This is a genomic window from Bradyrhizobium sp. Gha (genome assembly GCF_900113735.1).
Classification (GTDB): domain Bacteria; phylum Pseudomonadota; class Alphaproteobacteria; order Rhizobiales; family Xanthobacteraceae; genus Bradyrhizobium.
Map to the genome: position 1 here is coordinate 16579 of NZ_FOQM01000054.1, position 25608 is coordinate 42186.

The window sequence follows — 25608 nt, forward strand, 5'->3', positions numbered from 1 at the left end:
CTGAAAATCCCCGCCGCGGACGGATACGACCATTTGTCATGGCCAATCGCGCGATAACTTCACATTCCGCCTGCGGCAGCCTTGACCCGCCCGGCTGGCAATGATCCGGACAGATCGAAGCGTGCGCCGATCGAGCGCGATAATGCAGCGCCCGTTACCCAGCTACTACCGTCAGTTTCACGTCTTCACGATTCCGATTCTGACGTGTACCGTGAAGGGTGACCAAAATTGCTTATTTCGGCATTAAGAAAAATTTGCGCGTGAGATCTCTCAACACGCAAAAATTGAGCGCTGCCTCTGTCGCCGAAATCGGCTGTGCGACGATTATCTCGGCCGCACGCCGGGTTTTCCAGTGCCGAAGGTGAGTTCTATGCCCGCAGACGAGAGCGCGTCGCAAAGACTCGTCAATGTCTCGTCCGGCAGTCGCAAGAAACCATTCTGCTCCTCGAGCCGGCGAATCACCGCAGCGGAAATCCCGGTTCGCGCGGCGAGCTGCTTCACCGACCAATTCAGCATACCGCGGGCCGCGCGCAATTGCGCGCCGGTCAATCTCGGCAGCGCGGCATGTTGGATCGCGGGTCGCTGCTGGTGCACATCCGTGGAGATTCCCAGCCACTCGCGAATGTTGCCATCCACATCCGTGACCGGCATGGCCTTGCAATGGTACCAGCGGTAAGTGCCGTCGGACTGGCGCAACCGATGCTCCACGTCATAGGGTTGTCCCGTTTCGGCAGCTGCCGCCCAGATCCGCAAGGCAGCTTCGCGCTCTTCCTCCGGGAGCAGATCGACCCAGCCTTTGCCGAACAACCGGTGCGCCTCCGGCTTGTTCTCCGCGTTCAACAGCGCGGTGATCCGGCCGTCCTGACTGCCGACCCACAGCAATCCGTCTGCGACCTGCGTCAGCGCCGCGTAGCGACCCGCATTTGTCTTGAGAGGCTGCAGCGACCTGCGTTCTTCGGTGATGTCGGTGGCGACGCCGAGCGCGTATTCCGGCTCGCCGGCGGAGTTCAGAAATGTCTCCGACTGGATACGGATCCAGCGCAGCGCGCGATTCGGTCGAATGACGCGAAACTCGCCATCGAGTAAAGAACGGTCGAAGACCAACTCGCGTGGATCGTGCTGCGACCGGCGATCCTCCGGATGGATTCGTCTCTCGATCTCCGCATAGGTGGGCGCGACGGCATGCGGATCGAGGCCCAGCAGGCTGTAGAAGCCACGCGACCACTGCATCCGGCCTTCGGGATCGCAACGCCAGACCCCAGTCCCAAATTTCTCTTCAAAAAAACGAAGTATATCCGAAGGGTCGAGGTATTCTTCCAGGTGGCGCAATTCAGCCCCCCTCACGAAATCAGTCTCAACTCTCACTTGCAATCTATCTCAGTTCGGCACGTTGACGCAGCTCAATTCTCGATTGCTGCAAAATATTTGTGCAAGCCGGAAGGCACGTCCATGCGGTTGAAGGACGCTTCGAGGTCTTGAACTTGGTGACGTGCATGGCGCCGACCTGTTCACGGCAGGCGCCAGCATGATCCAAGACGAATGGCTGTGTCGACGGAGCCGAGACGATTTGGGCTTTCTTCAACCGGTTTCGTTGAACCAGCGCATGCGTTGCCGGAAACGCATGCGTGGCCGGGGTGGCTCGGCAAGAGGTGCTGCGCTAGACAGGGCCGCCATTCCCACCAGGAGATCCCGATGAGCATTCAGCGTTTTGAAACCGGCCCGCGCATGAGCCAGGTCGTCGTCCACGGCAACACCGTCTATCTCGCCGGCGTCGTCGCCAGCAACGCGGCCGGCGAAAGCGTGACCAAGCAGACCCAGGATATCCTGAAGACCATCGACGGCCATCTCGCCAAGGCCGGCACCGACAAGTCGAAACTGCTGTCCGCCACGATCTACATCACCGACATGAAGACGTTCCAGGAAATGAACGCCGTGTGGGACAGCTGGGTTTCCTCCGGCAACACTCCGGCCCGCGCCACCGTCGAAGCCAAGCTGGCGGCCCCGCAGTACACCGTCGAGATCATGGTGACCGCGGCGAAGTAATTCCGCGCACAAAATTCACGCGCGACTGAAGCGCGATGAGAGCATCATCGCGCTTCAGCTCGTTTTTTTTGGCGCGTGGTCCGGTCGGGAAACCGCTTCCCACTGTCCCGGACCATGCCCATGACCTCCGAGGTAATCGATCCGCGCGCGTGAACCTTCGATAGTCGGGTCAGCCGAACGACACGGCGCTATCGAAGGAGAGTCCCATGACCGACCATGTCACCATCGCCCACCGCTATATCGATCTGTGGAATGAGCGCGCGCAAGGCCGCCGGCGCGAATTGCTCAGCGAGTTCTGGACGGCAGATGCGAGCTACGTCGATCCGCTGATGAAGGGCGACGGAAGAGACGGCATCGACGCGCTGATATCAGGGGTGCAGCAGCGCTTTCCCGACTTCAAGTTCAGCCTGATCGGCGAACCCAATGGCTACGGCGACCATGTCCGCTTCTCATGGGGCCTCGGTCCTGACGGCGTCGACAGTCCGATCAAGGGCACGGATTTCGCCGTGCTGAAGGACGGGCGGATCAGGAGCATCACGGGATTTCTGGATCAGGTGCCCGCGGGCGCATGAGGGCTGCCTCGTTGCTGCGCCCTCTCCCCTTGCGGGAGAGGGCGCAAGCGCATCCCGACTGCAATCACGCCAGCAGATACGCAGCCTTCGCGTTCAAACCGAACGCCTTCTCGCGCACGCGCGGCCCGAGCTTCGCCAGGCAGGCCTCCAGTGCGCCCTTGATCTCGTCGTAGCTGCCCGCCAGCAGACACACCGGCCAGTCCGAGCCGAAGATCAGGCGATCCTCGCCGAAACAATTGGCGACGTGCTGGACGAATGGAAGCAGCCGCTCGGCGTCCCAATCAGTCCACCTGGCTTCGATGGCGAGGCCCGAGACCTTGCACCAGACATTGCCGCAGGCCGCCAGCGCCGCGATGCGCGCCGACCATTCGGCGCTGCCGCCGTCGGCGATCGGCGGTTTCGCAGCGTGGTCGAGCACGAAACGGGCTTGCGGAAAGGCTTTTGCGGTTGCGATCGCGGCGGGCAATTCGCGGGTGCGGACGAGGAAGTCGTAGGCGAGATCGCGACTGAACAGCGCCGCCAGTCCGCGCTGGACCTCGGTGCGCAGCAGCCAGTCAGGATCGGCCTCGTCGTGGACCTGGTGACGAATGCCGACCAGCTTTGCGCCGCCCGGCAGCGCGCGCAGGCGATCGAGCGTATCGCCGAGCGCGGCATCGGTCAGGTCGGCCCAGCCGACGACGCCGACGACGAAAGGCGTGGCATGCGCGACGCCCAGGAATTCCTCGGTCTCCTCGATCGCAGAGCGGCATTGCACCAAGATGCTTGCATCGATGCCGTTCGCCTTCAGCAGCGGCGCGAGATCGGCGGGGGCGAAAGCGCGGCGGATCGGCGCGAGCTCAGGCCCCGCCATCCAGGGGTAGTCGGCGCGCGCGGGATCCCAGAAATGCTGGTGGGCGTCGATCGCCATGGCTCACGCTCCCCCCGGCAGCGGCGCCCGCGGGTCCACGAGCTTCCTGGCGCGCAACTCCTGCCAGAAGGCGTGCGGCACCGCGCGCCCGGACATCGCGATGTTGTCGGCGACCTCGGCAGCGTTGCGCGCCCCCATGACGGCCACCGTCACGGCCGGATGGGCCGTGCAGAACTGCAGCGCGGCGGCCTTCAGCTCGGTGCCGTGCTTGCGACAGAGCTGGTCGAGCTCGATCGCGCGCGCAACGAGTGCCGCGTCGGCGTCTTCGTAGTTGAACTTCGCACCCGAATGCGGATTGGCCAGGATACCGCTGTTGTAGATGCCGCCGAGCAGGATGCCGATGTCCTTGGCAACGCAAACGGGAAATAGCGCATCCAGCGCACCCTGGTCGAGCAACGTGTAGCGCCCGGCGAGCAGAAAGCAGTCGACCGGCACGGCTTCGGCGAAACGCGTGAGCATCTCGCACTGGTTCATGCCCGAACCGATCGCCTTGACCGTGCCGTCCTCGCGCAGACGCACCAGCGCGCGGAAAGCACCGCTCACGGCAGCCTCATAGTGATCATCGGGATCATGCACGAGCAGAACATCGACACGATCGAGCCCGAGGCGCCCGAGGCTCTCCTCCACCGAGCGCATCACGCCATCATAGCTGAAATCGTATTGCGGGCGCAGTGCGGGCGTGCCCTTGTAATGATCGTCCTCGACGGTCGTGGCGTCAGGCGCGCGCAGCAGGCGGCCGACCTTGGTCGAGATCGCATAGGACTCGCGCTTCTGTTGCCGCAGGAAGGCACCCAGTCGTTGTTCCGCCAAGCCGAAGCCGTAGAGCGGCGCGGTATCGTAGAAGCGGATGCCCGCCGACCAGCCGGCCGCGAGTGTCGCCTCCGCATCCGCATCGCTGACCGCCGAGAACAATCCGCCGAGCGGCGCCGAACCGAGGCCGATCGAAGTGACGTCGAGACCGTCAGCAAGCCGGTTACGCTTCATTGCCATCTTCCTCCAAAAGCAGCGCTCCCTCCCCCGCAGGGCGGGAGAGGGAGTGTAGCGCGGGAACGTCGGGGCTGGGTGACGTTCCCGCTCGACGTGCCTACTTCAAGAGTTGGGCGACGTTATCCTTGGTCACGAGATCGAGACCGGTGTAGATCACTTCCGGAACCTTCTGGCCCTTCTTGATCGCGAGCAACGTGTCCATCGACTTCTCGCCCATTTCGAACGGGCGCTGGCCGGTGAGCGCGTTGGAGTAGCCGTCGCGCAGCAACTCCAGCTGCATCTTCAGCGTATCGGCAACGACGAGCGTCAGCTTGCCGCTGTCGATGTCCTTCTTGTTCTTGTTGACGAACGCCTTGAAACCTTCAGGGGCGAACATCGGCCAGCCGCCGACCGGAACGATCGCGGCGAGGTCCGGCGTCGCGGTTCGTAGATCCGTCATCTGCTGGACCGCAAGCGTGGAATCGTCGTTGCAGAAGGTCGGCGACCCCTGCACCTCGACCCACTTCGAGCCCTTGAGCGCTTCGCGCACGCCGTCGACGCGTTCAGCAAGGTTCTTGGCACCCGGGCCGCCGGAGACCATGGCATATTTGCCGCCTTCAGGGCGGAGCTGAAGCAACTGCTTGCCCAGCGCGAGGCCGAAGTCCTTGTTGTTGGTGCCGATATAGGCGATGCGCTTGGAGCCCGGCGCGTCCGCGTCGAACGTGATGACGGGGATGCCGGCCGCGGTCGCAGCCTCGATCGACTTGGTCATGGACGCAACGTCGGCAACCGAGATCGCGAGCCCATCCACCTTCTGGGTGATGAAGTCCTGGATGATCTGCGCCTGCGTCGCCGGCTCGTGCTCGATCGGCCCCTTGTAGATGCACTCGACGTTGCCGAGTTCCTTGGCCCGCTTCATGCAGCCGTCACGCGCCACGTCGAAGAACGGATTGTTCATCGCCTTGGGAACGACGGCGAACTTGTAGGTCTGGGCGAATGCCGGGGTCGCCATCATCGCGATGGTCACGCCGGCCAACAACAGCTTCTTCATTGCTTTCCCTCCACACTGTGATGCCTATCCATTTGTGATGCTCCGGCAGGCGGATAGACGATGTTTCGTTGTCCTTCCGGAGTAACCCCCTGAAGCGCGATGAGATCTGGATTGATCATCATTTCGCTTCAGGTCTTTGTTCGAGCATGATCTTTCCGGAAAACCGCTTCACACTTTTCCGGATCATGCGCTAAGTCATGCGCGAGCGGATGCGGTCGACCAGCACGGCAAGGATGATGATCACGCCCACCAGCGTCTGCTGCCAGTACGAGTTGACCTGCGCGAGCACGAGGCCGTTGCGGATCACCTCCAGCAGCACGCAGCCGACGATGGCGCCCAAGGGACCGCCGAGGCCGCCGGCGAGATTGGCGCCGCCGATGACGGCGGCGGCGATGACGTTGAGCTCGTAGGACGTCGCCATGTTCGCGGGCGCTGATCCCAGCCAGCCCGAGATGATGATGCCTTGCAGGCCGGCGGCGAGCGCACAGATCACATAGACTTCGATCTTCACGCGCGCGACCGGGATGCCGGTCAACTCCGCCGCCTTCTCGTTGCCGCCGAGCGCGAAGACGTGGCGACCGAAGCTCGTATGATGCAGCACGACCGCCATCAGCACGGCGAGTATCACCAGATAGATGAAGGGCGCGGGCACACCGAGCACGTCGCCCGAGGTCAAGGCGTAGAACGTCTCGGCGTCCGGGCCGCCCGGAAAGCTGCCGCGGCCATTCGAAACGACATAAGCGAGCCCGCGCACGATCGAGAGCATGCCTAGCGTCGTGACGAAGGGCGACAGCCCGAGCACCGCAATGCAGAAGCCGTTGAAAAGCCCGACGATGAACGCGACGAACAGACCTGCGAGCACCGAAATCAACAGGATCAATCCGGGCACATTGGCGACGACCGTCTTTCCATCGGCGGCCAGATGGACGAAGGACGATCCCGGTGCCGACAGCTCGACCATGACCATGGACGTGATCATGGCGGAAAAACACATCATCGAGCCGACGGAGAGATCAATGCCGCCGGTGATGATGACGAACGTGATTCCGAGCGTGGCGATGGCGATGAAGGAAAAGTTCTTCGCCACGTTCTGCATGTTGCCTTCGGTGAAGAAATAGGGGCTGGCAAAACGCATCACGATCATCAGCACAATGAGCGCCAGCAGGACGTAGCCGGTCTGCGAGGCAAAGATGCCGCGCTGCCACCACTTGGTTTTGCCGACGTTGGAGAACGTGACGGGGGATTCCAGGGGCATGGCCATCACGCCGCCTCCTTCGCGCCGGTGATCAGGGCGGTGACTTCTTCGGGGGATGTCTCGTGGATCGGCTTGTCCGCGCGCTTCTCGCCACGGCGCATGACGATGACGCGGTCGCAGACGGCAAACACGTCCGGCATACGATGGGAGATCAGCATGACGGCGACACCTTGCTCCTTCAGGCGGTGGATCAGGCCCAGCACCTGCTCGACCTGGCGTACGGAGATGGCGGCGGTCGGTTCGTCCATCATCACGAGCTTGGCGTTGGACAGCCGGGTGCGGGCGATCGCCACCGCCTGGCGCTGACCGCCGGACATCTGCTTGACCAGGTCATACGGCCGCGTCTCCGAGCGCAGCTCACCGAACAATTCCAGCGCACGTGCCGCCATCGCCTTGTGATCGAGCAATGCCACGGGGCCGAATTTGCGCTTCAGCTCGCGACCGAGAAACACGTTGGCTGCAGCCGTCAGATTGTCGGCGAGCGCGAGGTCCTGATAGACCACCTCGATGCCCACCCCACGGGCATCGACCGGCCGGCTGAAATGGACGGCATTGCCGTCGAAGCGAATCTCGCCGTGGGTTGGGCGGAAATTGCCCGCGATGATCTTGACCAGCGTCGACTTGCCGGCGCCGTTGTCGCCCATCAGGCCGACCACTTCGCCCGGATGGACATGCATGTTGACCCCATGCAGCGCGCGGATGGCGCCGAACTCCTTGCCGATGCCGGTCAGCTCCAGCACCGGCGAGCCGTCTCCTTGAATATTTGTCATGCTCGGCCTCGCTCAGACGTACCGATTAACGAGAGATTCCAGATATTCCTGCCGCCCCGACCGCGGCTGCGGATCGAAGCCGGAAGCGAGCGCACGATCGGCGAGATCGGCGAGCGAGCGCTTGCCTGCCATGATGGCCTGCCCTTCGCTATTCGTCCATCCGGCATAGCGGTCGGCGAGCGGCCTCGTCAGCGCCTCGGCGTCGAGCATGTCGGCCGCGGCAATCAGCGCCCGCGCGCAGGCATCCATCGAGCCGACATGGGCGTGGATCAGGTCGTCCGGGTCGATCGATTGACGCCTGATCTTGGCGTCGAAATTGAGACCGCCGGTGGAGAAGCCGCCCGCCTTCAGCATGTCGTGAAACACCAGCGCCAACTCCGGCACGTTCATCGCGAACTGGTCGGTATCCCAGCCCAGCAGGTCGTCGCCTCTGTTGATGTCGAGCGAGCCGAACACGCCGAGCGCCTGAGCCAGCGCCACCTCATGCTGGAAGGAATGGCCGGCAAGGATGGCATGGTTCTGCTCGATATTGAGCTTGACGTCGTCAAGCAGGTCATAACGCTGCAGGAAACCGTAGCAGGTGGCGACGTCGAAATCATATTGATGCTTGGTCGGCTCCTTCGGCTTGGGCTCGATCAGGAGCGGCCCCTTGAAGCCGATCTTGTGCTTGTGCTCGACCACGAGGGAGACGAAACGGCCAAGCTGGTCCAGCTCGCGCTTGAGATCGGTGTTGAGCAGCGTCTCGTAGCCTTCGCGGCCGCCCCACAGCACATAGTTCTGCCCGCCGAGCCGGTTCGTCAGCTCGAGCGCAGCGCGGACCTGGCCGGCGGCATAGGTGAAGATGTCAGGGTCGGGATTGGTCGCCGCACCCGCCATGTAGCGACGATGCGTGAACAGGTTCGCGGTGCCCCACAGCAGCCGTACCTTCGCTGACGCCATCTTCTTCTCGAAGACATCGCCGATCGCATTGAGGTTGGCGACGGATTCGGCAAGGCTCGCGCCTTCAGGCGCGGCATCGACATCATGGAATGTGAAGAAGGGCACGTCGAGCAGGCGGAACAGTTCGAAGGCGATGTCGGCCTTGGCGCGCGCCATCGCCATGGCGTCGGAGCCGTGATGCCATGGGCGCAGGAACGTCTCGCCGCCGAAGGGATCGCCGCCGGGCCAGCAGAACGAATGCCAGTAGCAGACCGCAAAGCGCAGATGATCCTCGAGCCGCTTGCCGTGGACGATTCGGTCCTTGTCGTACCAGCGGAACGCCAGCGGGGCCTTGGCGTCCTTGCCGCCGTAGGAGACCGGGTCGGCTGCGCCGAAGAATTTTGGTAACATGTTCACAGGGACAACTCCTTCAGCGCGGGATAGAGCTTGCGCCACTGCTGATAGGCCTCGTCATAGGCCGCAGTGCGCGATGGGCTTGGTGTTGATGTCGCAAGGCGCCGCGGACGCGTGCAGACCTGCGCGGGATTCTCGCCGGTGGCGGCGAGCCGGCCGAGCCTGGCAGCACCGAGCGCGGCGCCGACCTCGCCTTCCTCGACACGATGGACATCAATACCGAGCACGTCGGCGCAGATCTGTGCCCAGAGCGGCGAGCGAGAACCGCCGCCCACGAGATCCACCTCGGTGATCGCCCCGCCCGCAGCACTCAGCGCCGCCAGATTGTCGCGCGCGGCGAAGGCGACGCCTTCAAGCACGGATTGTACGATCTGGTTGCGGCCGGTCGCGCCGCGCAAGCCGACGAAAGCGCCGCTCGCGGCGGCATCGTTGTGCGGCGTGCGCTCGCCGTCGAGATAGGGCAGGAATTTGACCGGGCTCGGACCGTCAACGCGCTCGCCCAGCGGCGCCAGCAGCGTCGCGGCCGGCACCTCCATCACATCGGCGAGCCAGGCGAGCGAGGCCGCCGCCGACAGCATCACGCCCATCTGGTGCCAGAGCCCGGGCAGCGCATGGCAGAAGGCGTGCACGGCCGCTTCAGGCGCCGGCGCAAAATTATCGGTGACGCGGAAGATGACGCCGGAGGTGCCGAGCGAGAGGAAGGCATCGCCGGATGCAATCGCGCCAAGTCCGATCGCGCTCGCGGCATTATCGCCGGCGCCGCCGGCAATCACGACGTTCTTGGCCATGCCCCAGCGCTGCGCGAATTCGCCCGCAAGCACCGCGCTCACCTCACTGCCCTCGACGAGGCGCGGCATGTGATGCAGGTCGAGCCCGGTGGCGTGAAGCAGCTCCGCCGACCAGGTGCGTCTGCCGACATCGAGCCACAGCGTTCCGGCAGCGTCCGACATGTCCTCGACCATCTCACCGGTGAGGCGATAGCGCACATAGGCTTTCGGCAGCAGCACCTTGGTGAGACGCTTGAAGACATCGGGCTCGTGCCGTGAGACCCAAAGCAGCTTGGGCGCGGTGAAGCCGGGCATCGCCAGATTGCCGGCGATGGCATGCAGCGACGGGCAGCGGCGCTCGAGCTCCACGCATTCGGCATGCGAGCGGCCGTCGTTCCAGAGGATCGCGGAGCGCAGCGGGCGTCCATCCGCACCAAGCAGCGTCGCACCATGCATCTGGCCAGACAGCCCGATGCCGCGCACGCCGGCGACATCACGTGGATGGGTGACAGCGAGATCGTCGATGGCGCCGATCGATGCCTGGACCCAGGCATCCGGATCCTGCTCGGACCACAGCGGCGCGGGGTGCGACAGCGCAAGCTCGCGCGCGGCCGTCGCGACAACCGCGCCAACCTCGTTCACGAGCACCGCCTTCACACCGGACGTGCCGATATCCAGTCCGAGATACAATTCGTCCTCCCTTGCTGGCCCGCTTGGCGATCTCCGTCGCCTGTCCGCGGACCGTCCTCTTTTTGGCCGCTACTACGGCAGATTGTCCCGCATCAAGATGTCGATGCGGATATTCTCCTGTTCGCTCAAGATCGGCTCCTGACGCGCCAGCGACAGCAGCACGCGCACGGCGGCTCGCGCCTCGTGCCCCGGATTCTGCGAGATCGCGACATCCAGCGTGCCCTGCAGCAACAATTTTCGCGTCATCGCCGTGAGATCGTGGGCGATGAACACGATCTGCTTCTCGCGGCCGGCCTCGGTCAGGGCCTTGGCCACGCCTTGCGTGCCGGCACCGACATTGTAGAGGCCGACGATATCAGGATGCCTGGCGAGCAGCCGGGATATCAGCTGCTCGGAGCGGTCGTCCTCGTCGCGCCCTTCGAGCAGAGGCAGGATTTCGAGGTGCGAAAATTCCGACGCCATCACCTGGTTGAAGCCAAAAATGCGCTCGGCATGGTCGCGCAGGCCCTGCGAGCCCGCGATGATGGCGACCTTGCCCGGAGTTGAGCCACGTCCCGGGCCGACAAGGCGGCCGATCAGCGCGCCGGCGGTGCGGCCGGCGGCGATGTTGTCGATGCCGACATAATGGTGCCGGCGCGAGGACGGCACGTCCGAGACCAGTGTCACGACCTTGGCGCCGCTGTCGACGAGATCGTTGATGGCGGCGCGCACGCTCGGATGGTCGAGCGCGACGACGGCGATGCCGTCATAGTCGCTGCCGGCGAGCTGCTCCAGCGCGGCCGCCAGCACGGACGGATCGAACACGTCGGTCATGACCATTTCGACGGCAAGGCGGCGCGCGGAAAGCCAGCCCGACATCTCGCCGAGATAGGCCTGGATCTGCAGCATGAAGGGGTTGGCCCCGGTCGGCATCACGAAAGCAAAGCGGCGGGCACGGCCGCGGGCCAGCTCGGCGGCCGCAACATGGGGCTGGAAGGCGTTCCGCTCGATCGTCTCCAGCACGCGCCGCACCGTATCCGGCCGCACGCCGGGCCGTTTGTGCAGGACACGATCAACCGTGGCTAAGCTGACACCGGCCTCGCGGGCGATATCCCTCAGCGTCAACGCAGCGGAGGCGGTGTCTTCGGCCATGGCTGAAGGCTAGCAGAGGTGTTTTGAGGTGCGCAACTCATTTTGAGGGACAAGACCGGAATTTCGATTCCCGGTTGCGCGGGCCTCAGCTACCGGCGCGCCAGATCAAGTGTCAGGTACAGGCTGTTGGGGTCTTCGACATAGGCCGCGAACGGATCGCACGGCACGAAACCGTGGGCTTGGTAGAGCGCGTGCGCCGGCTTGAAATAGTCCCACGAGCCGGTCTCGAGGCTCAGCCGCTTGAAGCCACGCTTGCGCGCCTCGGCGATGATGTGGCGGAGCATGAGGCCACCAAAGCCGCGCCGGCGCGTGGTCTGGAGCGTGTGCATGGACTTCACCTCGCCGTGGTCCATCGAGAGCGTCTTCAGCGCGCCGGTCGCGACCAGGGCCTCGCCATCCCAGCCGGTCCAGAACGCGATGTCACTGGCGCGAAGGTCTGCGAGATCGAGCGCATGCGCGCTGCCGGGAGCGGTCTGGGCCCGCGCGGCCGCAACGTGATGCTCGAGCAGCGCGACGACGCGCGGATCGAAGGTGTCGCCGGTGCGGATCTGCATCGTCATGACATCATATTTTCCCGTAGGAGGTGCCGCGCCTGGTGATGACGACGTAGCGGGCATCCTGTTTGGTTTCGTTCTCGAAAATCACCGCGCGCATGACGTCGAAGTCGAGACAGTCGCCGTCGCGCAGGCGCACCGTCTTGGCGTCGATATGCACGCAGACCGCGCCCTCCAGCATCAAGAGCTGCTGGGTGAAGGCGTTGCGGCCCCAGGGGCTGTAGGGCACCCGCGCACCGGCAGGCAAATCGACGACGATGATCTCGATGCCGCTCGCCGCATCGACCGGGGAGGCGTGGCGGCGCCGGTAGCCGCTTTCAGGATCGCGCCATTGCGGCTGGTCGGCGAGCCGCGTCAGCCGCTCCGGCGGCTTCTCGGACAGCGCCACGACATCGCTGAGCGAGACATCGAGCGCCGAACAGAGCTTGTTGAGCAGCGCCGCGGTGGCGCTGCTCTGCGCCCGCTCGACGCGACCGATCATGGCCCGGCTGACACCGGAGCGGCTGGCGAGCTCGTTCAAGGTCATGCCGGCCTGGGTTCTCAAAGTCTTCAAACGGCGACCGATCGCGCGATCGAGTTTTTGCTGGTCCATGGTCTTCCGATCCGAACAACGCCCGGCACATGGACCGCATCCGCCGGCCCGGAAGAGCTTAGGCCGGAGGAACGGTGCGTGCCCGGAGCGAAGGGCTAATATATTGGAATGTTGGCGCGGCCGTGAGCGGCCGGCAGCTGAGTCGAATGCAAATGGCATCGGGGAGGAAGTCTGGAGCGGGCGAAGGGAATCGAACCCTCGTATGCAGCTTGGGAAGCTGCCGTTCTACCATTGAACTACGCCCGCTTACGCGCGTGTCCTGCGCCCATCCTGATTACCCGAGACGGTGTCCGTCGCCAAGCGGTTTGGCGTGCCGGGGCGCGACAGTTGTTAACGTCCTGGTAAGATGCCGGGGGCGCCCGATTGTGGCGGTGTTATGATCGCGGCCGGGAGTGAGGAACGTGCAATAGGTGGGGCGTGCTTGCGCAATGTTTGACACGGCCATGGGCCGTTGCGGCATCCTCTGGGGCAATTCCGGCGTGGTGCCCGTCCGATCGAAAGCAAGAGGCTATTGGAGGTTCTGCCGCCGGTTGCCCTGCCGCGTTCGCCCTCCTAGATACCTTGGATGGATGCGACCACGCTGCTGACGTCACGGACGATGACGGTCTCCGAGTTTCGCTGCGACGCGGGACCGGGCGACATGCCGTTTGCGGAATGCCGCGACGGTCATTCCATCGCTTACGTCCGCTCTGGAAGCTTTGGCTGCCATTGCCGGGCCGGCTTCTTTGAGCTGGTGGCAGGCTCGTTGCTGGTCGGCGCGCCCGGCGACGAATACACCTGCACGCACGAGCATGTCTGTGGCGACGTCTGCCTCTCCTTCTTCTTCAGCGCGGACCTGGTCGACGCGCTCGGCGGACGACGCGAGACCTGGCAGGTCGGCGCGACGCCGCCGCTGCCCGAGCTGATGGTGCTGGGCGAGCTCGCCCAGACGGCGGCAGATGGCAACAGCGACTTGGGGCTCGACGAGGTCGGCCAGATCCTCGCCGGCCGCTTTGTCGATGTCGTCTCGGACAAGCCGCGCAAACGAGTGGCGCCGACGGCGCGCGATCGCCGCCGCGCCGTCGAGGCCGCGCTGTGGATCGATGACAATTCGCACGCGGAGATCGATCTCGAACAAGCCGCGCGTCTGACGAATCTGAGTCCGTTCCATTTCCTGCGGCTGTTTTCCAACGTGCTCGGCGTCACCCCGCATCAATATCTGGTGCGCTCGCGGCTGCGGCATGCGGCGCGCCTGCTCAGTGACGACGATCTCGCGGTCACCGACATCGCCTATGACGTCGGCTTCGGCGACCTCTCCAACTTCGTCCGCACCTTCCACCGCGCCGCCGGCCTGTCGCCGACCAGGTTTCGGCAGGCTGCGAGAGGCGAGCGCAAGATTCTCCAAGAGCGGTTCGCGCTCAACTGACTAGGGTCGCCTCCATCGCGCGTCACTGAGCGCGCTTTGCAAATGGAGATGACCATGTATGACCATATCGGACTGCGCGTTGCCGACCTCGACGCCGCCACGCGTTTCTACACGGCGGTGCTGGCGCCGCTCGGCTACGTGCTGTGCTCGAGCGGCGACGGCTATGCCGGCTTCGGGCCGAACGGCGAGCCGGCGCTCTGGCTGCATCTGAACAAGGGACGCAAGGCCGACGGCGCGCATATCGCGTTTCGCGCCGGGGATCAGGACGCCGTGAAGGCGTTTCACCGCGAGGGGCTGAAGAACGGGGGCCATGACAATGGTGGCGCCGGGCCGCGCAAGGATTACAGCCCGACCTATTATGCGGCGTTCTTGATCGATCCTGACGGCAATAATGTCGAGGCGGTTTGTACGTGAGCTGGCCACGAACTCCGTCATTGCGAGGAGCCCTTGCGACGAAGCAAATCCAGACTGTTTCAACGGAGACATGTCTGGATTGCCTCGCTGCGCTCGCAATGACGGAGGACTTGGCGACCACCTGCCGAAATCAAGGACACTTTCATGGCCTCCATCCACAACGACGTCTCCCTCCCCGCCCCGGCCCGCGACGTCTGGGACGCGGTGCGCGATTTCGGCGCGCTGCCTCGGCGGCTGGTGCCGGGGTTCGTTACCGCATGCCAGCTCGACGGCGACGCGCGCATCGTCACCTTTGCCAATGGTTCGGTCGCGCGCGAAGTGCTGGTCGATTGCGACGATATCAGGCAGCGATTGGTCTACGCGATCAACAACGAGCGGCTGAAGCATTACAGCGCTGCGGTGCAGGTGATCGCCGACGGCGAGACGAAATGCCGCCTGGTCTGGATCATCGACATGCTGCCGAACGAGCTTGCACCTTATGTGCAGGAGCAGACCAAGGCCGCCGTGATCGCCATGCAAAAGGCTTTCCCGGCGTGATCTTTCTCACAGAGCCCGCCCCTTATTCGCCGTAACCATGGCCGCGTGCGTCCTGACGGCCTCGCTCTCCCGGCGACGCCACGCACGCGAGGAGCATGCCATGAGAGGTGCGGACAAGTTGATCTGCCAGGCAGCTGCCGTGCTGCTGTTGTTTTCGATTTCGAGCGCGCCGGCGAACGCGCAATTTTCAGGCCTCGGAGGTGCCGGAGGCGAGGACATGATGACCCAGATGGCGCCGATGCTGGAGATGATGAAGGCGAAGATGGGCAAGCGCCGCTTCGCCATGCTGATGCAGACCATGGGGCCGATGATGAGCCGCATGATGGAGAACGGCGGCGGCGGGTTCGGCGGCATGATGGGCGGTGGCTCCATCCCGATGGGCATGGGCGGCGGCGATATCATGGGCATGCTCGGCGGCGCCGGCGGCGGCGACATGATGGCGATGATCCCGCAGATCATGCGGCTCGCCAACGTCGGCGGCGGTGGCGGCCATCGCCGCCACAGGCATCGCTAGTCGGCAACCGACAGCACGGGCCGAACGGCGGGTTTCGCTGCGCGCGGTCCCCAGCGCGTCAGCACCACGCTGGAGGATGAGAGCAGGCCGAGCACGACCATCGAGCTCGCGGCGAGCCAGAAGAAGCTTTGCGCGGTGGCGTCGTGGGTCGACAGCCACCAGCCGCAGGCGGAGATGTAGATCAAGCGCGCCGTCTGCGCCAGCACCGGGCCGACCACCTTGGCTGCGCCTTGCGAGGAGAAGTACATCGTCGAGGCGAGGCCGATGAAGGCGTAGAACGGCGCCACGGTCGACAGATATTGATGGCTGGTCGCGCGCACCGTGGCGCTGTCCGTGAAGATGTTGACCCAGAGATCGGGGAACAAGGCGATGAGGCAGGCCGGCGCACCGACGGCAACGAAGGCACTCGCGCCCGCGATCCAGGCAATGCGCCGCGCACGGCCGATACGGCCGGCGCCGACCGCCATGCCGATCATCGGCACGGAGGCGATTCCGAACGAGAATGCGATCGAGGTCAGCAGGAATTCGAGCCGCGCGCCGATGCCATAACCGGCGAGGGTCGCGGTGCCGAACTTCGCCAGCATGTGGGTGAAGATCGAGATCGTCAGCACCGATTGCAGCGGCGAGAAGCAGGCGATGGCGCCGACCTTCAAAATGTCGAAGAACATCGACCACTGGATGCGAAGCCCACGCAGCTTCGGCACGACGCGGGCGCGGCCGGAAAACAGATACCAGCCCATCACGCAGATGTTCATGGAGTAGGCGATCAGCGCGCCGGCCGCGACCCCGCGCATGCCGAGTTGCGGGAACGGTCCGAGCCCGAGGCCCAGCGAGCCGCCGAGCACGATCTGCCAGACCGCGGAGTTGAGGATCAGGAGCGACGGCAGCTTCATGTTGCCGGTGCCGCGCAGCACGCCGGCCATGGTGTTGAGCAGCCAGGGCAGCACGGCGCCGCCGAAGAACACCTGCGTGTACGCAATCGCGTGCGCCAGCACAGTGCCTCGGCCACCGAGCATCGTGAGCACCTGGGGCCCGAAGATCAGCATGCCCAGCATGAACACGAGGCCGAAGCTGATGCCGATCAACAGCGCATGCGCGGCGAGCGTCCCCGCGCGCTCGCGATCGCCGGCGCCGAGCGCGCGTGCGATGGCGGAGGCCACCGCACCGCCCATGGCACCGCCCGACATGGTCATGGTCAGGATCACGGTCGGAAACACCAGCGCCATCGCAGCCAGCGCCTCCACGCCAAGACGTCCGATATAGGAGGTCTCCGCGATCACCACGCAGGTGCCGGCGGACAGAGCGACGACGTTCGGCCAGGCAAGAGAGAGCAGCGTGCGCAGGATCGGCCCGTCGGTCAGCGCACTCCGCGCGGGGCGCGGTGGCCGCGGCAGCGGACGTTCCTGCACATCGACCGGGATCTCGGCGACCTCAGTCATTTCCTCTCCCGGACACAAGCGCCATTTGCGGCGTGGCAATGCTTAGGTGCATCAATCAATTTGCTCGCGCGGAAAGCGCGGGTGCACACTTGTTAGCACGCCGGCTGCCGATTCCTCCTGCGTCAGGTGCAGGCGTGCCCTGCGGCAGCGCATTTCAGCCGGTGGAATTAACCGACCGTCCAAGCTAACGGCGGACGCCCGCCTGCCGTTTGGCGAAGGTGGACGCCGATGTGCCGGCCGCATCCCGCCGCGAGTCCCTCGAACAGTCCCAGCAGCACCTTGGTGCAGGCGCCGTGATAATCGGCGACGTCGTCCATCAGCTTCCAGCTCTGCTGGCGGATTTCGAAGCTGCCTTCGGATCGCGTGGTCTCGGCCGCGTCGTCCTGGGCGGCGAACAACGCTTTGAGGAACGAGGCAAACTCGCTCGCGCCGCCACGTGTCATACAGAGCGCGGCTGCGACGTCATCGAAATACTGCATGCCGATCAGCTTCCCGGTGAGCTGCAGGAGATATCCGGCATCGTCCGGCCCGAACAGCTGCACCATCACCGGTGCCGCCGTCCGCACATATTCCATGGCGTAGTTGCGATGGGCCTTTTCCAGCCGCGGTTTCGGCCAGCTCGCGACCGGCAAAGCCGGCGCGGTCGGCGCATCGAACAGCGGCGCTTGGAGATGCCGCGCGAACACCAGGCGCTCGTCGAGCTCGAGCGGATGGTCGTATTGATGATAATAGCCCTCCAACCCGTCCTGGCCGTCGACGCTCTGCTTGGTGCAGACGAAGCCGAGCCTGAGATCGCCGAGCGCGACGCCGTTGTTGGCGTGCCATCCCTTCAGCATGGCGCGCGAGACCTCACCCGGCACGCCGCAGATCGCGGTGCCCTTCCAGATCCAGCGCGGCGGCGGATAGCGGATCCAGGCCTTGGTGTCGCTCTCATACATGTATTCGACATGCACGCCGCCGATCCAGTTGGAGAGGTAGTGATACTGCGCGGCAGCGACTGCCGGCGGCAGATGCTCGATCCCGAGCTTCCTGAGCCCCGGCAGGAAGCGCTCCTGCTGCTGGCGGCGAAACACGCGAAAGACGAATTCGGCGGCATCCGCCGTACCGCGCCGCGTCACCACGGTGAGGATGAGGCCGGTGAAGTAGGCGTGGTAGAGATCGGCGACCCCGCGCCAGCATTTCCATTGCGCTGCTTGCGCGGCGTCTGCTGTGGCGTTCATGTTCACTCCCGATCGTTGTTTTGATCGAGTGTGTCACTGCGGATGCCAGCAGGCAACATGAGGCGCGTGCAGGGCGCCCTGTAAGGGGGCTCGTCAATTGCGCATCACGAAGTTTGCGAGGGCTTTAATTGTGCGCAGCTTTGGCGGCCCGCTCGCGTTCGACGCGCTCGGTGACATCTCGCGCCATCGCGACCGATCCCTGCACGGCGCCGCTTGCATCCCGCACCAAGGCAAAGGTCATTTCGATGTAGAGCTTGCGTCCGCTCTTGTGCAGCGCGCGGGTCGGCGTCGGCCGGCCCGCGAGCTTCATCGCACCGCTGGCGAGCGCCGCCTCGAACCCCTTCCAATGCGCGGCGCGCAGATGTTCGGGAATGATCAGATCGAGATTCTGACCAAGTGCCTCGTCTGCCGGGAAGCCGAACAGCGTGGTGGATGCGCGATTCCAGCGCGTGATCGTGCCGGAACGGTCGGCATAGATGAGCGCGTCGGCGACGTCGTCGAGGATCTGCGCGTCGAGTTGGGATTGATCGGTCATGTCGCCACCTCGCATGTCGCTGGATTTTGCGGCGCATCCTGCCACACATTCGGTGTCATCGCCCGACTTGATCGACCGATCCAGTACTCCGAGGCAGTAGCGATCAAATCGGGAGGCTGCGGCGTACTGGATGCCCCGATCAAGCCGGGGGCATGACGGCGGAGGAGTGTGAAGCTACACCCGGAAATGCTTCGAGAGTTTGAGGCCCTGCGCCTGGTAGTTGGAACCGATGCGCTGGCCGTACATGGCGTCCGGGCGCGCCAGCATCTTCTCGTAGACGAGACGGCCGACGATCTGGCCGTGCTCGAGGATGAACGGCACCTCGCGCGAGCGCACCTCAAGCACGGCGCGCGCGCCTTGCCCGCCGGCGCCGGCATAACCGAAGCCGGGATCGAAGAATCCGGCATAGTGCACGCGGAATTCGCCGACCAGCGGGTCGAACGGCACCATCTCCGCGGCGTAATCGGGCGGGACCTGCACGGCTTCCTTCGAGGCGAGGATGTAGAACTCGCCGGGATCGAGGATCAGGCTGCCGTCGGGACGGGCCGAGATCGGCTCCCAGAAATCTTCCACCGCATAGCCGGAACGGCGATCGACGTCGACCACACCCGTGTGGCGCTTGGCACGGTAGCCGACGAAGCCACTGCCCTTCTCGCCGGAGAGATCGACCGAGACCGCAACGCCGCCGGTGAGATCGGCATCGTCGATGTCGACGAGACGCTCGTTGGCGTGCAAGCCATCGAGTTCGTCGGCGTTGAGGATGGCGTCACCGGTGCGGAAGCGCACCTGCGACAGGCGCGAGCCCTCACGCACCAAGACCGGAAACGTCTTCGGGCTGATCTCGGCATAGAGCGGTCCGTGATAGCCGGCGCCGATCATGTCGAAACGGCGGGTGCCGTCGGCGATCACGCGGGTGAAGACATCGAGCCTCCCGGTCGAGCTTTTCGGATTGGCGGCCGCAACGATCTCCGGCGGCAGCGCGAGGCTTTCCAGCAGCGGCACGATGTAGACGCAGTTGGTCTCGAGCACCGCGCCGTCAGCGAGGCTGAATTCATGCAGCTTCAGCTGGTCGATGCGCTCCGCGACGGTGGCGCCGGGGCCGGGCAGGAAGCTCGCACGCACGCGGTAGGCGATGTCGCCGAGACGCAGATCGAGGCTCGCCGGCTGAATCTGGCTTTCGACGAAATCATATGCGGGCAGGATGAGGCCCGCTTCCGCCATCGCCGCGATCATGCGGTCCGGCAGGATACCATCGGCGTCGGCGGCAACCGTGAACGTCAACCGGGGGTCCTCATCGTCAAATGCATCCGGACATGCGGGAAATATCAGCCTTTTACGGCTATCCGATGGACGCCTTGACGAAAAGGGCATTGCGGAATATGAGCATCACTTATCCCGTGGTGATTTGAGCCGGCCGGCTTGCAGCCACGTTAAATAAGTCGCTAAACAGGCCGGGGACCTCTGTGATCCCGGCCCGTGGAGATATCCAGGCCGGTTTTTTGTGACCGTTTTCGCTCGACGGTCATATCGGAGGGTCCTATGTCGAAGTCGCCTGCCAACTACCGCCCCGAAACCCGCCTGGTCCATTCCGGCACCCTGCGCTCGCAATATGGCGAGACGTCGGAGGCGCTGTTCCTGACTCAGGGCTATGTCTACAGCAGCGCCGAGGAGTGCGAGGCGCGGTTCAAGGGCGAGGACCCCGGCTTCATCTATTCGCGCTATTCCAATCCGACGATTGCGATGTTCGAGCGCCGCATGATCGAGCTCGAAGGCGCCGAAGCGGCGCGCTCGGCGGCAACAGGCATGGCTGCGGTGACGACGGCAATCCTGGCGCCGCTCAAGGCCGGCGATCACGTCGTGGCCTCCCGCGCACTGTTCGGTTCGTGCCTCTACGTCATTCAGGATTTGTTGCCGCGCTACGGCATCGAGACCACGCTGGTCGACGGCGCCAATCTCGACGAATGGCAGCGCGCGCTCAAGCCCAATACCAAGACGTTCTTCCTGGAGAGCCCGACCAACCCGACACTCGACGTGCTCGACATTCCCTCGATCGCCGAGATCGCGCACAGTGGCGGCGCGCGGCTCGTGGTCGACAACGTGTTCGCGACGCCGATCTGGCAGAGTCCGCTTGCACTCGGCGCCGACGTCGTCGTCTACTCCGCGACCAAGCACATCGACGGCCAGGGCCGCTGTCTCGGCGGCATCATCCTGTCCTCGGAAGCCTTCATCGCCGAGCACGTCCACAATTTCATGCGCCAGACCGGCCCGTCGATCTCGCCGTTCAACGCCTGGGTCCTGCTCAAGGGCCTGGAGACATTAGGCGTGCGCGTGCGTGCGCAGACCGATACCGCGGCGCGCATCGCCGACGTGCTGGCGAGCCATCCGAAGATCGCGCGGCTGGTCTATCCCGGTCGCGAGGATCATCCGCAGGCGGCGCTGGTGAAGAAGCAGATGCGCGGCGGCTCGACGCTGGTCGGCTTCGAGGTGAAGGGCGGCAAGGCGGCTGCGTTCCGCGTGCTCAACGAGCTGAAGCTCGCAAAGATCTCGAACAATCTCGGCGACGCCAAGAGCCTCGTCACGCATCCTGCGACGACGACGCATCAGCGGCTGAAGCCGGAGGTGCGCGCCGAGCTCGGCATCGGCGAGGGATTCATTCGCTTCTCGGCCGGGCTCGAGCACGCGGATGACCTGATCGAGGATCTGACGGCGGCGCTGGAGAAGGCGTGACGGGCGAATGACGAACGGTGAGTGGCGAATGGATCAATCCCTGTTCGCTACTCGCGTTTCCACACTCGCCTCTACATCGGCCGATACGTCCGCACGTCCGCGGGCACGTTCACGCCCAACTTGATCTGCCCGACCGAGCGGATGATGTCATCGCCCAGCAACTGCGCGAAGCAGGCGTAGCCCCAATCGTTCATGTGCAGGCCGTCGGCGATGACGAAGCTCTCGACCGGAAGCGCCTGCTTCTCGTGCCACTCGCGCATCACCTCGAAGCGCGGGAAGATGCCGACGTGACGGAGCTGGGCGACCTTGCCGAGCAGCTTCACCATCTTGCTTGCGCTCTCGGGACGCTCGGTGACGCGCGGAGAATATTGCGGGTCGACCAGCACGACGTCGGCATCGCCGGCGGCCTGGATGCGGGCGACGCCGTCCTCGACCATTTTCGCAGTGTCGCCGGGATCGAGATTGCGCAGCACGGCGTTGGTGCCGACCTGCCAGATCACGAGGTCCGGATGCACATCGATGACTTGCGTCTGGAGGCGCTTCATCATCTCGGGCGCGTCCTCGCCGCCCACACCGGCATTGATGACGGTGATGTCGGCAGTGGGATATTGCCGGTGTAGCTGCCCGGCGAGGCGGTTCGGATAGTTGTAGTCGGGCGAGCTCGCGCCATAGCCGGCCGTCGACGACGAGCCGAACGCGACGATCACGACGGGCTTGCCGGCAATGAGCTTGTTGGCGACATGCGGCAGCGAGCCCATGGGATTGGCGCCGCCCTTCGGCGACAAACAGGGCACACGACTAAAAATGTCGCCGGCGGATTTGGCGACCTGCTTCACCTTGTCGATGGCGCGCGACGTGAGACCGCGCTGCTCGCCTGCGGGCTGGCTGGCCGTGGCGACCGTGGTCTGAGACGGCGATGCGGATGCGGGATTAGGGGCCTGCTGCGGCGCGGACGTCGCCTCGGCTGCTTGCGCGTGAGCAGGTGCCTGCAGCACCGGCGCCAGCATCAGCAGCGCCACCGCCGCGGGCGCGGTCAGCCATGTCGACGGGGCAAAAGGGCGGAGAGAACTCATTAACGCTAAACCTCAATTTTGCTGCTGGGCCGGCCCCAGATGGGCAGCGTCGATCACGAACTGCGCCAACGCCCGGCCCAGGCAATCATGGACCTGCTTCGCCAGCTCAGGGCCGCGGGAAGGGCTGAACAGATCGAACTGACCCTGATCATTCCACTGCCGCATGATCGCGAAACGGTCGAACAGCGGAATATCATGCTCCTGCGCCACCACCCGCATGTTGTCGAGATAGGGCGGCGCCGAGATCATGGTTTCGGTACGCGGGCTGTACTGCAAATTCATCAAGACGACGTCGGCCCCTGCATTTTGCAGCGCAGCGACCCCTTCGGTCACGGCGCCACGAAAATCCTCGGGATCGATGGATCGGATAGCATCCACCGTCCCGGTCTGCCAGATGACCAAAGTAGGAGCTTTGGCTTCCATAAGATTAACGAAAGTACTCGCGGCCTCCTCCGCCGTCTTCTTGCTCTGTATTTCTACGGAGACGTGCACGGTCTCTGCAGGCGTCAGCTTCTCCTTCAAGATGGCCTGCATCCGCGCCGGATAGGAACTGTCCTCCTGGGCCGGAATGGTGGTGGAGCGGCTGCCGATGACCAGGATCTCGAGCGGCTTGCCTGCTTTGACGGTGTCCGCGACCTTGTGGAGCTGGCTGTCTGTGGCAAGGAGATAAGGCGGCACTTCGCAGGCGGCGGGCGCGGCGGGCACAGCATCGTCCGCGCGCGCCGAAGGCGCGGCGAGGCCACCGCATAGCAGGATCAGGCTCAGGAGAACCCTCGCCTTCATCAGCCCCCTCCCGCCAGATCGGCATTGCCGACGGCGTTTTTGGTTTTCGCACCGCTCTTGTCGGCCACGCGCTTGTACCACGAAATGACCCAGGCCACCGCCCACATGATCAGGATTCCCGAGAGACTAATCAGCGCATGCATGGCTGGTCCGCCGGCGACCTCCGCCAAGATAAAGTGACCGGCAAAGGCCAGGAAGACGCCGAGGCAGAATATCTCCAGCGAATGCTGGCCGCACAGGATCAGCGGCCGCAACCACGGCGATCTAAGGCCGGGCCACTCCCGCGGCAGGAAGCGTACGGTGAGCGCGGCCAGCGCCAGGAAATGCGTGAAGCGCAATACGTCGAGGTCGGTCTTGTCGATCGGATACATCCACTGCTCGAGGCGCTTCGGCATGAAGTGCGAGAGTTGCGGCACGTACCAGGTCAGCGTCACGTAGAACGCCGCCACGATGTAGGCGATCGAGATCCACATCGTCACGGGGGACGCCAGAATGCGCGACATGCGTCGTGCACCTCCGAGCGCGCACCATGCTCCGAACACGAACAGCAATTGCCAGGCGAGCGGATTGAAGGCCCAGAAGCCGTTCGGATAGGCCGAGAAGTACAGGTCGAATTCCCACGTCACCGCATAGAGCACGGCCGAGAGCGCGAGCGTGACGTCGGGCCGCCGCTTCATCGACCACAGGATCAGCGGTAGCGCCAGCATCAAGACAATGTAGAGCGGCAGCACGTCCATGTTGACGGGACGGAAGCGCAGCAGCAGCGCCTGCACGATGGTGATGTCGGGCTGCTTGAGGAAATCCATGATGCCCATCTCTTCGGTATAGAGCGGGTTCTCGAAGCTGGTCGCGACGTAGGAGATTTCGGCGAGGAAGATCGTAAACAGGAATACGTGAGCAACATAGATCTGCCAGACACGCCGCAGGATACGCGCGGTGGCGACGACGAAACCGTTCTCCAGCATCGCGCGGCCGTAGACGAAGGCGGCAGTGTAGCCGGAGATGAAGATGAAGATCTCGGTCGCGTCGCTGAAGCCGTAGTTGCGGATCGTGAACCAGGTCAGCAGGTTCGGCGGAAGATGGTCGATGAAGATGAGCCACAGTGCGAGCCCCCGGAACAGGTCAAGCCTGAGCTCGCGCTCGCCGATGGCAGGCAGCGTGATGGCTGGCGCAGTAACGCGCGGCTTGGCCTCCGCAGGTTTGGCTCCTGCAGTTCCCGCGATCGTCGATCCCGTCACTTGATCGGCAATGGTCATCGGGGCCAAAAACCCTTCCGCAAATCGCGACGTACGGGGAGTGTACCGGTCCTGTCGCCGCCTCGCAAAGCGGCTGGATCACATCAGGGCCTACTTCCTCGTGAATTCTGGCGGGACGATGTCGCCGGGACCGCCTGCGGCGTTTGGTTCCCGGCGGGGTTTTCGTTATGATGGCAGCCATGTACCGCGCCGTGACCCGCCAGATCGAAGTGACCGTCGAGCCCAATTTCGTGCCGGGGGAGTCCTCGGCCGAGCGCTCCCGCTATTTCTGGTCCTACACCATCGTCATCACGAACACCGGCAATGAGACGGTGCAACTGCGCACGCGGCACTGGATCATCACAGACGCCACGGGGCGCCAGCAGGAGGTCCGGGGCGAGGGGGTGATCGGCGAGCAGCCGACGCTAGCCCCCGGCGAGCGCTTCGAATACACCTCCGGCGTCCCGCTCACGACCGCCTCCGGCTTCATGACGGGCCGCTACCAGATGGTCAGCGAAAGCGGCGAACGTTTCGAGATCGACGTGCCGACGTTCTCGCTCGACAGCCCTGATCACAAGCGGGTGTTGAATTAGGGGCTGCGTCCACGTCATGGCGAGCGAAGCGCAGCCCGGTAGCGTGGATTAGCCGAAGGCGTAATCCACCGCCGTCCGTTTCCACAGAAACAAAAAACAAAAGAGGTGGATTACGCCGAGCGGTTTGCTTCGCGCAATCCGCGGGGCTAATCCACCCTGTACCCTTCTTGTCGTTCGGCGCCAGTCCAATGATGTAGACTGGCAGCACGGGCCGATCTGCCGGGAGCAGCCTTATCCACCTGTGCCTGAGCACCTGCGTAGGAACCGCGCCCCGACGGAGCGGCCGCGGTCGAGATCCAGTAGGAGGTCATTGCGCCGAGAGCGCCAGTACAGGGATCGATCAGGATCGCGGTGGCCCGCTTCGAGAAGGAGGAGGAGATCCCTATCATGGTCGACGGTGCACAATGGTTCGTCGGGGTCGACTGGGCGACGCAAAGCCATTGCGTTTGCCTTCTTGATGCCGAAGGAAGACAAGCGGGTCAGCGCGAGTTCGCGCATGGCGG

Annotated in this window: 26 protein-coding genes, 1 tRNA gene and 1 riboswitch; of the genes, 8 read left to right on the forward strand and 19 right to left on the reverse strand. The window is 64.4% G+C overall.

Features of this window, described 5'->3' with window-relative positions:
- Window positions 1–324: 324 nt before the first annotated feature.
- Window positions 325–1329: a PAS domain-containing protein gene (locus BM222_RS36635; RefSeq protein ID WP_092239519.1), complete on the reverse strand. Its 1005-nt coding sequence runs from the start codon at window positions 1327–1329 to the stop codon at window positions 325–327.
- A gap of 363 nt (window positions 1330–1692) precedes the next feature.
- On the opposite strand from BM222_RS36635, the gene BM222_RS36640 reads away from it, so the two are divergent.
- Both BM222_RS36640 and BM222_RS36645 read left to right on the forward strand, forming a co-directional pair.
- Window positions 1693–2043, forward strand: coding sequence for a RidA family protein (locus BM222_RS36640; RefSeq protein WP_092239520.1), 351 nt, complete (start codon window positions 1693–1695; stop codon window positions 2041–2043).
- 206 nt (window positions 2044–2249) lie between these two features.
- Entirely contained in the window at window positions 2250–2615 is a 366-nt protein-coding gene (locus BM222_RS36645; RefSeq protein ID WP_092239521.1) for a nuclear transport factor 2 family protein, read from the forward strand.
- A 64-nt stretch (window positions 2616–2679) separates the two neighbouring features.
- Here BM222_RS36645 and BM222_RS36650 read toward each other — a convergent pair whose 3' ends face one another.
- From BM222_RS36650 to BM222_RS36700, 11 genes are all read right to left on the reverse strand, one after another.
- Complete coding sequence (locus BM222_RS36650; protein WP_092239522.1) at window positions 2680–3522, reverse strand: amidohydrolase family protein; 843 nt, start codon at window positions 3520–3522, stop codon at window positions 2680–2682.
- A gap of 3 nt (window positions 3523–3525) precedes the next feature.
- Complete coding sequence (locus BM222_RS36655) at window positions 3526–4506, reverse strand: aldo/keto reductase (RefSeq protein WP_092239523.1); 981 nt, start codon at window positions 4504–4506, stop codon at window positions 3526–3528.
- 100 nt (window positions 4507–4606) lie between these two features.
- Window positions 4607–5539, reverse strand: coding sequence for a sugar-binding protein (locus tag BM222_RS36660; RefSeq protein ID WP_092239524.1), 933 nt, complete (start codon window positions 5537–5539; stop codon window positions 4607–4609).
- Window positions 5540–5729: 190 nt separating this feature from the next.
- Window positions 5730–6800 (reverse strand): ABC transporter permease, encoded by a 1071-nt coding sequence (locus BM222_RS36665; RefSeq protein ID WP_177243679.1) that lies wholly within the window; start codon window positions 6798–6800, stop codon window positions 5730–5732.
- On the reverse strand, window positions 6800–7564 hold the full coding sequence (locus BM222_RS36670; protein ID WP_092239526.1) for an ATP-binding cassette domain-containing protein: 765 nt from the start codon (window positions 7562–7564) through the stop codon (window positions 6800–6802). The genes BM222_RS36665 and BM222_RS36670 overlap by 1 nt, the downstream gene beginning before the upstream one ends.
- Before the next feature lie 12 nt (window positions 7565–7576).
- Window positions 7577–8899 (reverse strand): xylose isomerase, encoded by a 1323-nt coding sequence (gene xylA, locus BM222_RS36675; RefSeq protein ID WP_092239527.1) that lies wholly within the window; start codon window positions 8897–8899, stop codon window positions 7577–7579.
- A complete protein-coding gene (gene xylB, locus BM222_RS36680; protein ID WP_092239528.1) occupies window positions 8896–10353 on the reverse strand; it encodes a xylulokinase in 1458 nt (485 codons plus the stop codon). Before xylB ends, xylA begins: the two co-directional genes overlap by 4 nt.
- A gap of 72 nt (window positions 10354–10425) precedes the next feature.
- A complete protein-coding gene (locus tag BM222_RS36685) occupies window positions 10426–11484 on the reverse strand; it encodes a LacI family DNA-binding transcriptional regulator (protein ID WP_092239529.1) in 1059 nt (352 codons plus the stop codon).
- Window positions 11485–11573: 89 nt separating this feature from the next.
- Entirely contained in the window at window positions 11574–12038 is a 465-nt protein-coding gene (locus BM222_RS36690) for a GNAT family N-acetyltransferase (protein WP_177243685.1), read from the reverse strand.
- A 10-nt stretch (window positions 12039–12048) separates the two neighbouring features.
- Window positions 12049–12630 carry a helix-turn-helix domain-containing protein gene (locus BM222_RS36695; RefSeq protein WP_092239531.1) on the reverse strand — a complete coding sequence of 194 codons (582 nt, stop codon included), beginning with the start codon at window positions 12628–12630 and terminating at the stop codon, window positions 12049–12051.
- 172 nt (window positions 12631–12802) lie between these two features.
- Window positions 12803–12876: transfer RNA gene (locus BM222_RS36700), tRNA-Gly, on the reverse strand.
- A 319-nt stretch (window positions 12877–13195) separates the two neighbouring features.
- Between BM222_RS36700 and BM222_RS36705 the strand changes: the two genes are divergently transcribed.
- The 4 genes from BM222_RS36705 to BM222_RS36720 all read left to right on the forward strand — a co-directional run bounded on the left by BM222_RS36705 (window position 13196) and on the right by BM222_RS36720 (window position 15500).
- Window positions 13196–14035 carry a helix-turn-helix transcriptional regulator gene (locus BM222_RS36705; protein WP_092239532.1) on the forward strand — a complete coding sequence of 280 codons (840 nt, stop codon included), beginning with the start codon at window positions 13196–13198 and terminating at the stop codon, window positions 14033–14035.
- A 54-nt stretch (window positions 14036–14089) separates the two neighbouring features.
- Window positions 14090–14449 (forward strand): VOC family protein, encoded by a 360-nt coding sequence (locus tag BM222_RS36710; RefSeq protein ID WP_177243680.1) that lies wholly within the window; start codon window positions 14090–14092, stop codon window positions 14447–14449.
- A gap of 144 nt (window positions 14450–14593) precedes the next feature.
- Window positions 14594–14986, forward strand: coding sequence for an SRPBCC family protein (locus BM222_RS36715; RefSeq protein ID WP_092239534.1), 393 nt, complete (start codon window positions 14594–14596; stop codon window positions 14984–14986).
- A 100-nt stretch (window positions 14987–15086) separates the two neighbouring features.
- Window positions 15087–15500 (forward strand): hypothetical protein, encoded by a 414-nt coding sequence (locus tag BM222_RS36720; protein WP_177243681.1) that lies wholly within the window; start codon window positions 15087–15089, stop codon window positions 15498–15500.
- Here BM222_RS36720 and BM222_RS36725 read toward each other — a convergent pair.
- The 4 genes from BM222_RS36725 to BM222_RS36740 form a co-directional block, all read right to left on the reverse strand.
- Entirely contained in the window at window positions 15497–16939 is a 1443-nt protein-coding gene (locus tag BM222_RS36725; protein ID WP_092239536.1) for an MATE family efflux transporter, read from the reverse strand. The two genes, BM222_RS36720 and BM222_RS36725, sit on opposite strands and share 4 nt — an antisense overlap.
- Before the next feature lie 167 nt (window positions 16940–17106).
- Window positions 17107–18159, reverse strand: coding sequence for a hypothetical protein (locus BM222_RS36730; RefSeq protein WP_092239537.1), 1053 nt, complete (start codon window positions 18157–18159; stop codon window positions 17107–17109).
- A gap of 124 nt (window positions 18160–18283) precedes the next feature.
- Window positions 18284–18694: a PAS domain-containing protein gene (locus tag BM222_RS36735; RefSeq protein WP_092239547.1), complete on the reverse strand. Its 411-nt coding sequence runs from the start codon at window positions 18692–18694 to the stop codon at window positions 18284–18286.
- A gap of 174 nt (window positions 18695–18868) precedes the next feature.
- Complete coding sequence (locus BM222_RS36740) at window positions 18869–19975, reverse strand: 2'-deoxycytidine 5'-triphosphate deaminase (protein ID WP_092239538.1); 1107 nt, start codon at window positions 19973–19975, stop codon at window positions 18869–18871.
- Between the two features lie 106 nt (window positions 19976–20081).
- Window positions 20082–20161, forward strand: a riboswitch (SAM riboswitch).
- 72 nt (window positions 20162–20233) lie between these two features.
- Between BM222_RS36740 and BM222_RS36745 the strand changes: the two genes are divergently transcribed.
- Window positions 20234–21421 carry an O-succinylhomoserine sulfhydrylase gene (locus BM222_RS36745; RefSeq protein WP_177243682.1) on the forward strand — a complete coding sequence of 396 codons (1188 nt, stop codon included), beginning with the start codon at window positions 20234–20236 and terminating at the stop codon, window positions 21419–21421.
- Window positions 21422–21492: 71 nt separating this feature from the next.
- Here BM222_RS36745 and BM222_RS36750 read toward each other — a convergent pair whose 3' ends face one another.
- The 3 genes from BM222_RS36750 to BM222_RS36760 are packed head-to-tail and all read right to left on the reverse strand — an operon-like array spanning window position 21493 to window position 24533.
- Entirely contained in the window at window positions 21493–22494 is a 1002-nt protein-coding gene (locus BM222_RS36750; RefSeq protein ID WP_092239540.1) for an SGNH/GDSL hydrolase family protein, read from the reverse strand.
- 12 nt (window positions 22495–22506) lie between these two features.
- Window positions 22507–23277 carry an SGNH/GDSL hydrolase family protein gene (locus BM222_RS36755; protein WP_092239541.1) on the reverse strand — a complete coding sequence of 257 codons (771 nt, stop codon included), beginning with the start codon at window positions 23275–23277 and terminating at the stop codon, window positions 22507–22509.
- The gene (locus BM222_RS36760) at window positions 23277–24533 is read right to left on the reverse strand and encodes an OpgC domain-containing protein (RefSeq protein WP_092239542.1); all 1257 of its coding nucleotides are present in this window, start codon (window positions 24531–24533) and stop codon (window positions 23277–23279) included. The genes BM222_RS36755 and BM222_RS36760 overlap by 1 nt, the downstream gene beginning before the upstream one ends.
- Before the next feature lie 179 nt (window positions 24534–24712).
- On the opposite strand from BM222_RS36760, the gene apaG reads away from it, so the two are divergent.
- The gene (gene apaG / locus BM222_RS36765) at window positions 24713–25105 is read left to right on the forward strand and encodes a Co2+/Mg2+ efflux facilitator ApaG/CorD (RefSeq protein ID WP_177243683.1); all 393 of its coding nucleotides are present in this window, start codon (window positions 24713–24715) and stop codon (window positions 25103–25105) included.
- Window positions 25106–25608: the final 503 nt, after the last annotated feature.

Bases quoted from the DNA above. Each gene is read 5' to 3' on its own strand.
- BM222_RS36735 (WP_092239547.1), bottom strand. From the start codon at position 18,694: ATGACCGATCAATCCCAACTCGACGCGCAGATCCTCGACGACGTCGCC.
- BM222_RS36660 (WP_092239524.1), bottom strand. From the start codon at position 5,539: ATGAAGAAGCTGTTGTTGGCCGGCGTGACCATCGCGATGATGGCGACC.
- BM222_RS36685 (WP_092239529.1), bottom strand. From the start codon at position 11,484: ATGGCCGAAGACACCGCCTCCGCTGCGTTGACGCTGAGGGATATCGCC.
- BM222_RS36650 (WP_092239522.1), bottom strand. From the start codon at position 3,522: ATGGCGATCGACGCCCACCAGCATTTCTGGGATCCCGCGCGCGCCGAC.
- BM222_RS36720 (WP_177243681.1), top strand. From the start codon at position 15,087: ATGAGAGGTGCGGACAAGTTGATCTGCCAGGCAGCTGCCGTGCTGCTG.
- apaG (WP_177243683.1), top strand. From the start codon at position 24,713: ATGTACCGCGCCGTGACCCGCCAGATCGAAGTGACCGTCGAGCCCAAT.
- BM222_RS36655 (WP_092239523.1), bottom strand. From the start codon at position 4,506: ATGAAGCGTAACCGGCTTGCTGACGGTCTCGACGTCACTTCGATCGGC.
- BM222_RS36750 (WP_092239540.1), bottom strand. From the start codon at position 22,494: ATGAGTTCTCTCCGCCCTTTTGCCCCGTCGACATGGCTGACCGCGCCC.
- BM222_RS36690 (WP_177243685.1), bottom strand. From the start codon at position 12,038: ATGCAGATCCGCACCGGCGACACCTTCGATCCGCGCGTCGTCGCGCTG.
- BM222_RS36745 (WP_177243682.1), top strand. From the start codon at position 20,234: ATGTCGAAGTCGCCTGCCAACTACCGCCCCGAAACCCGCCTGGTCCAT.
- BM222_RS36715 (WP_092239534.1), top strand. From the start codon at position 14,594: ATGGCCTCCATCCACAACGACGTCTCCCTCCCCGCCCCGGCCCGCGAC.
- BM222_RS36755 (WP_092239541.1), bottom strand. From the start codon at position 23,277: ATGAAGGCGAGGGTTCTCCTGAGCCTGATCCTGCTATGCGGTGGCCTC.
- BM222_RS36760 (WP_092239542.1), bottom strand. From the start codon at position 24,533: ATGACCATTGCCGATCAAGTGACGGGATCGACGATCGCGGGAACTGCA.
- BM222_RS36710 (WP_177243680.1), top strand. From the start codon at position 14,090: ATGTATGACCATATCGGACTGCGCGTTGCCGACCTCGACGCCGCCACG.
- BM222_RS36705 (WP_092239532.1), top strand. From the start codon at position 13,196: ATGGATGCGACCACGCTGCTGACGTCACGGACGATGACGGTCTCCGAG.
- BM222_RS36695 (WP_092239531.1), bottom strand. From the start codon at position 12,630: ATGGACCAGCAAAAACTCGATCGCGCGATCGGTCGCCGTTTGAAGACT.
- BM222_RS36640 (WP_092239520.1), top strand. From the start codon at position 1,693: ATGAGCATTCAGCGTTTTGAAACCGGCCCGCGCATGAGCCAGGTCGTC.
- BM222_RS36730 (WP_092239537.1), bottom strand. From the start codon at position 18,159: ATGAACGCCACAGCAGACGCCGCGCAAGCAGCGCAATGGAAATGCTGG.
- BM222_RS36725 (WP_092239536.1), bottom strand. From the start codon at position 16,939: ATGACTGAGGTCGCCGAGATCCCGGTCGATGTGCAGGAACGTCCGCTG.
- BM222_RS36665 (WP_177243679.1), bottom strand. From the start codon at position 6,800: ATGGCCATGCCCCTGGAATCCCCCGTCACGTTCTCCAACGTCGGCAAA.
- BM222_RS36645 (WP_092239521.1), top strand. From the start codon at position 2,250: ATGACCGACCATGTCACCATCGCCCACCGCTATATCGATCTGTGGAAT.
- BM222_RS36670 (WP_092239526.1), bottom strand. From the start codon at position 7,564: ATGACAAATATTCAAGGAGACGGCTCGCCGGTGCTGGAGCTGACCGGC.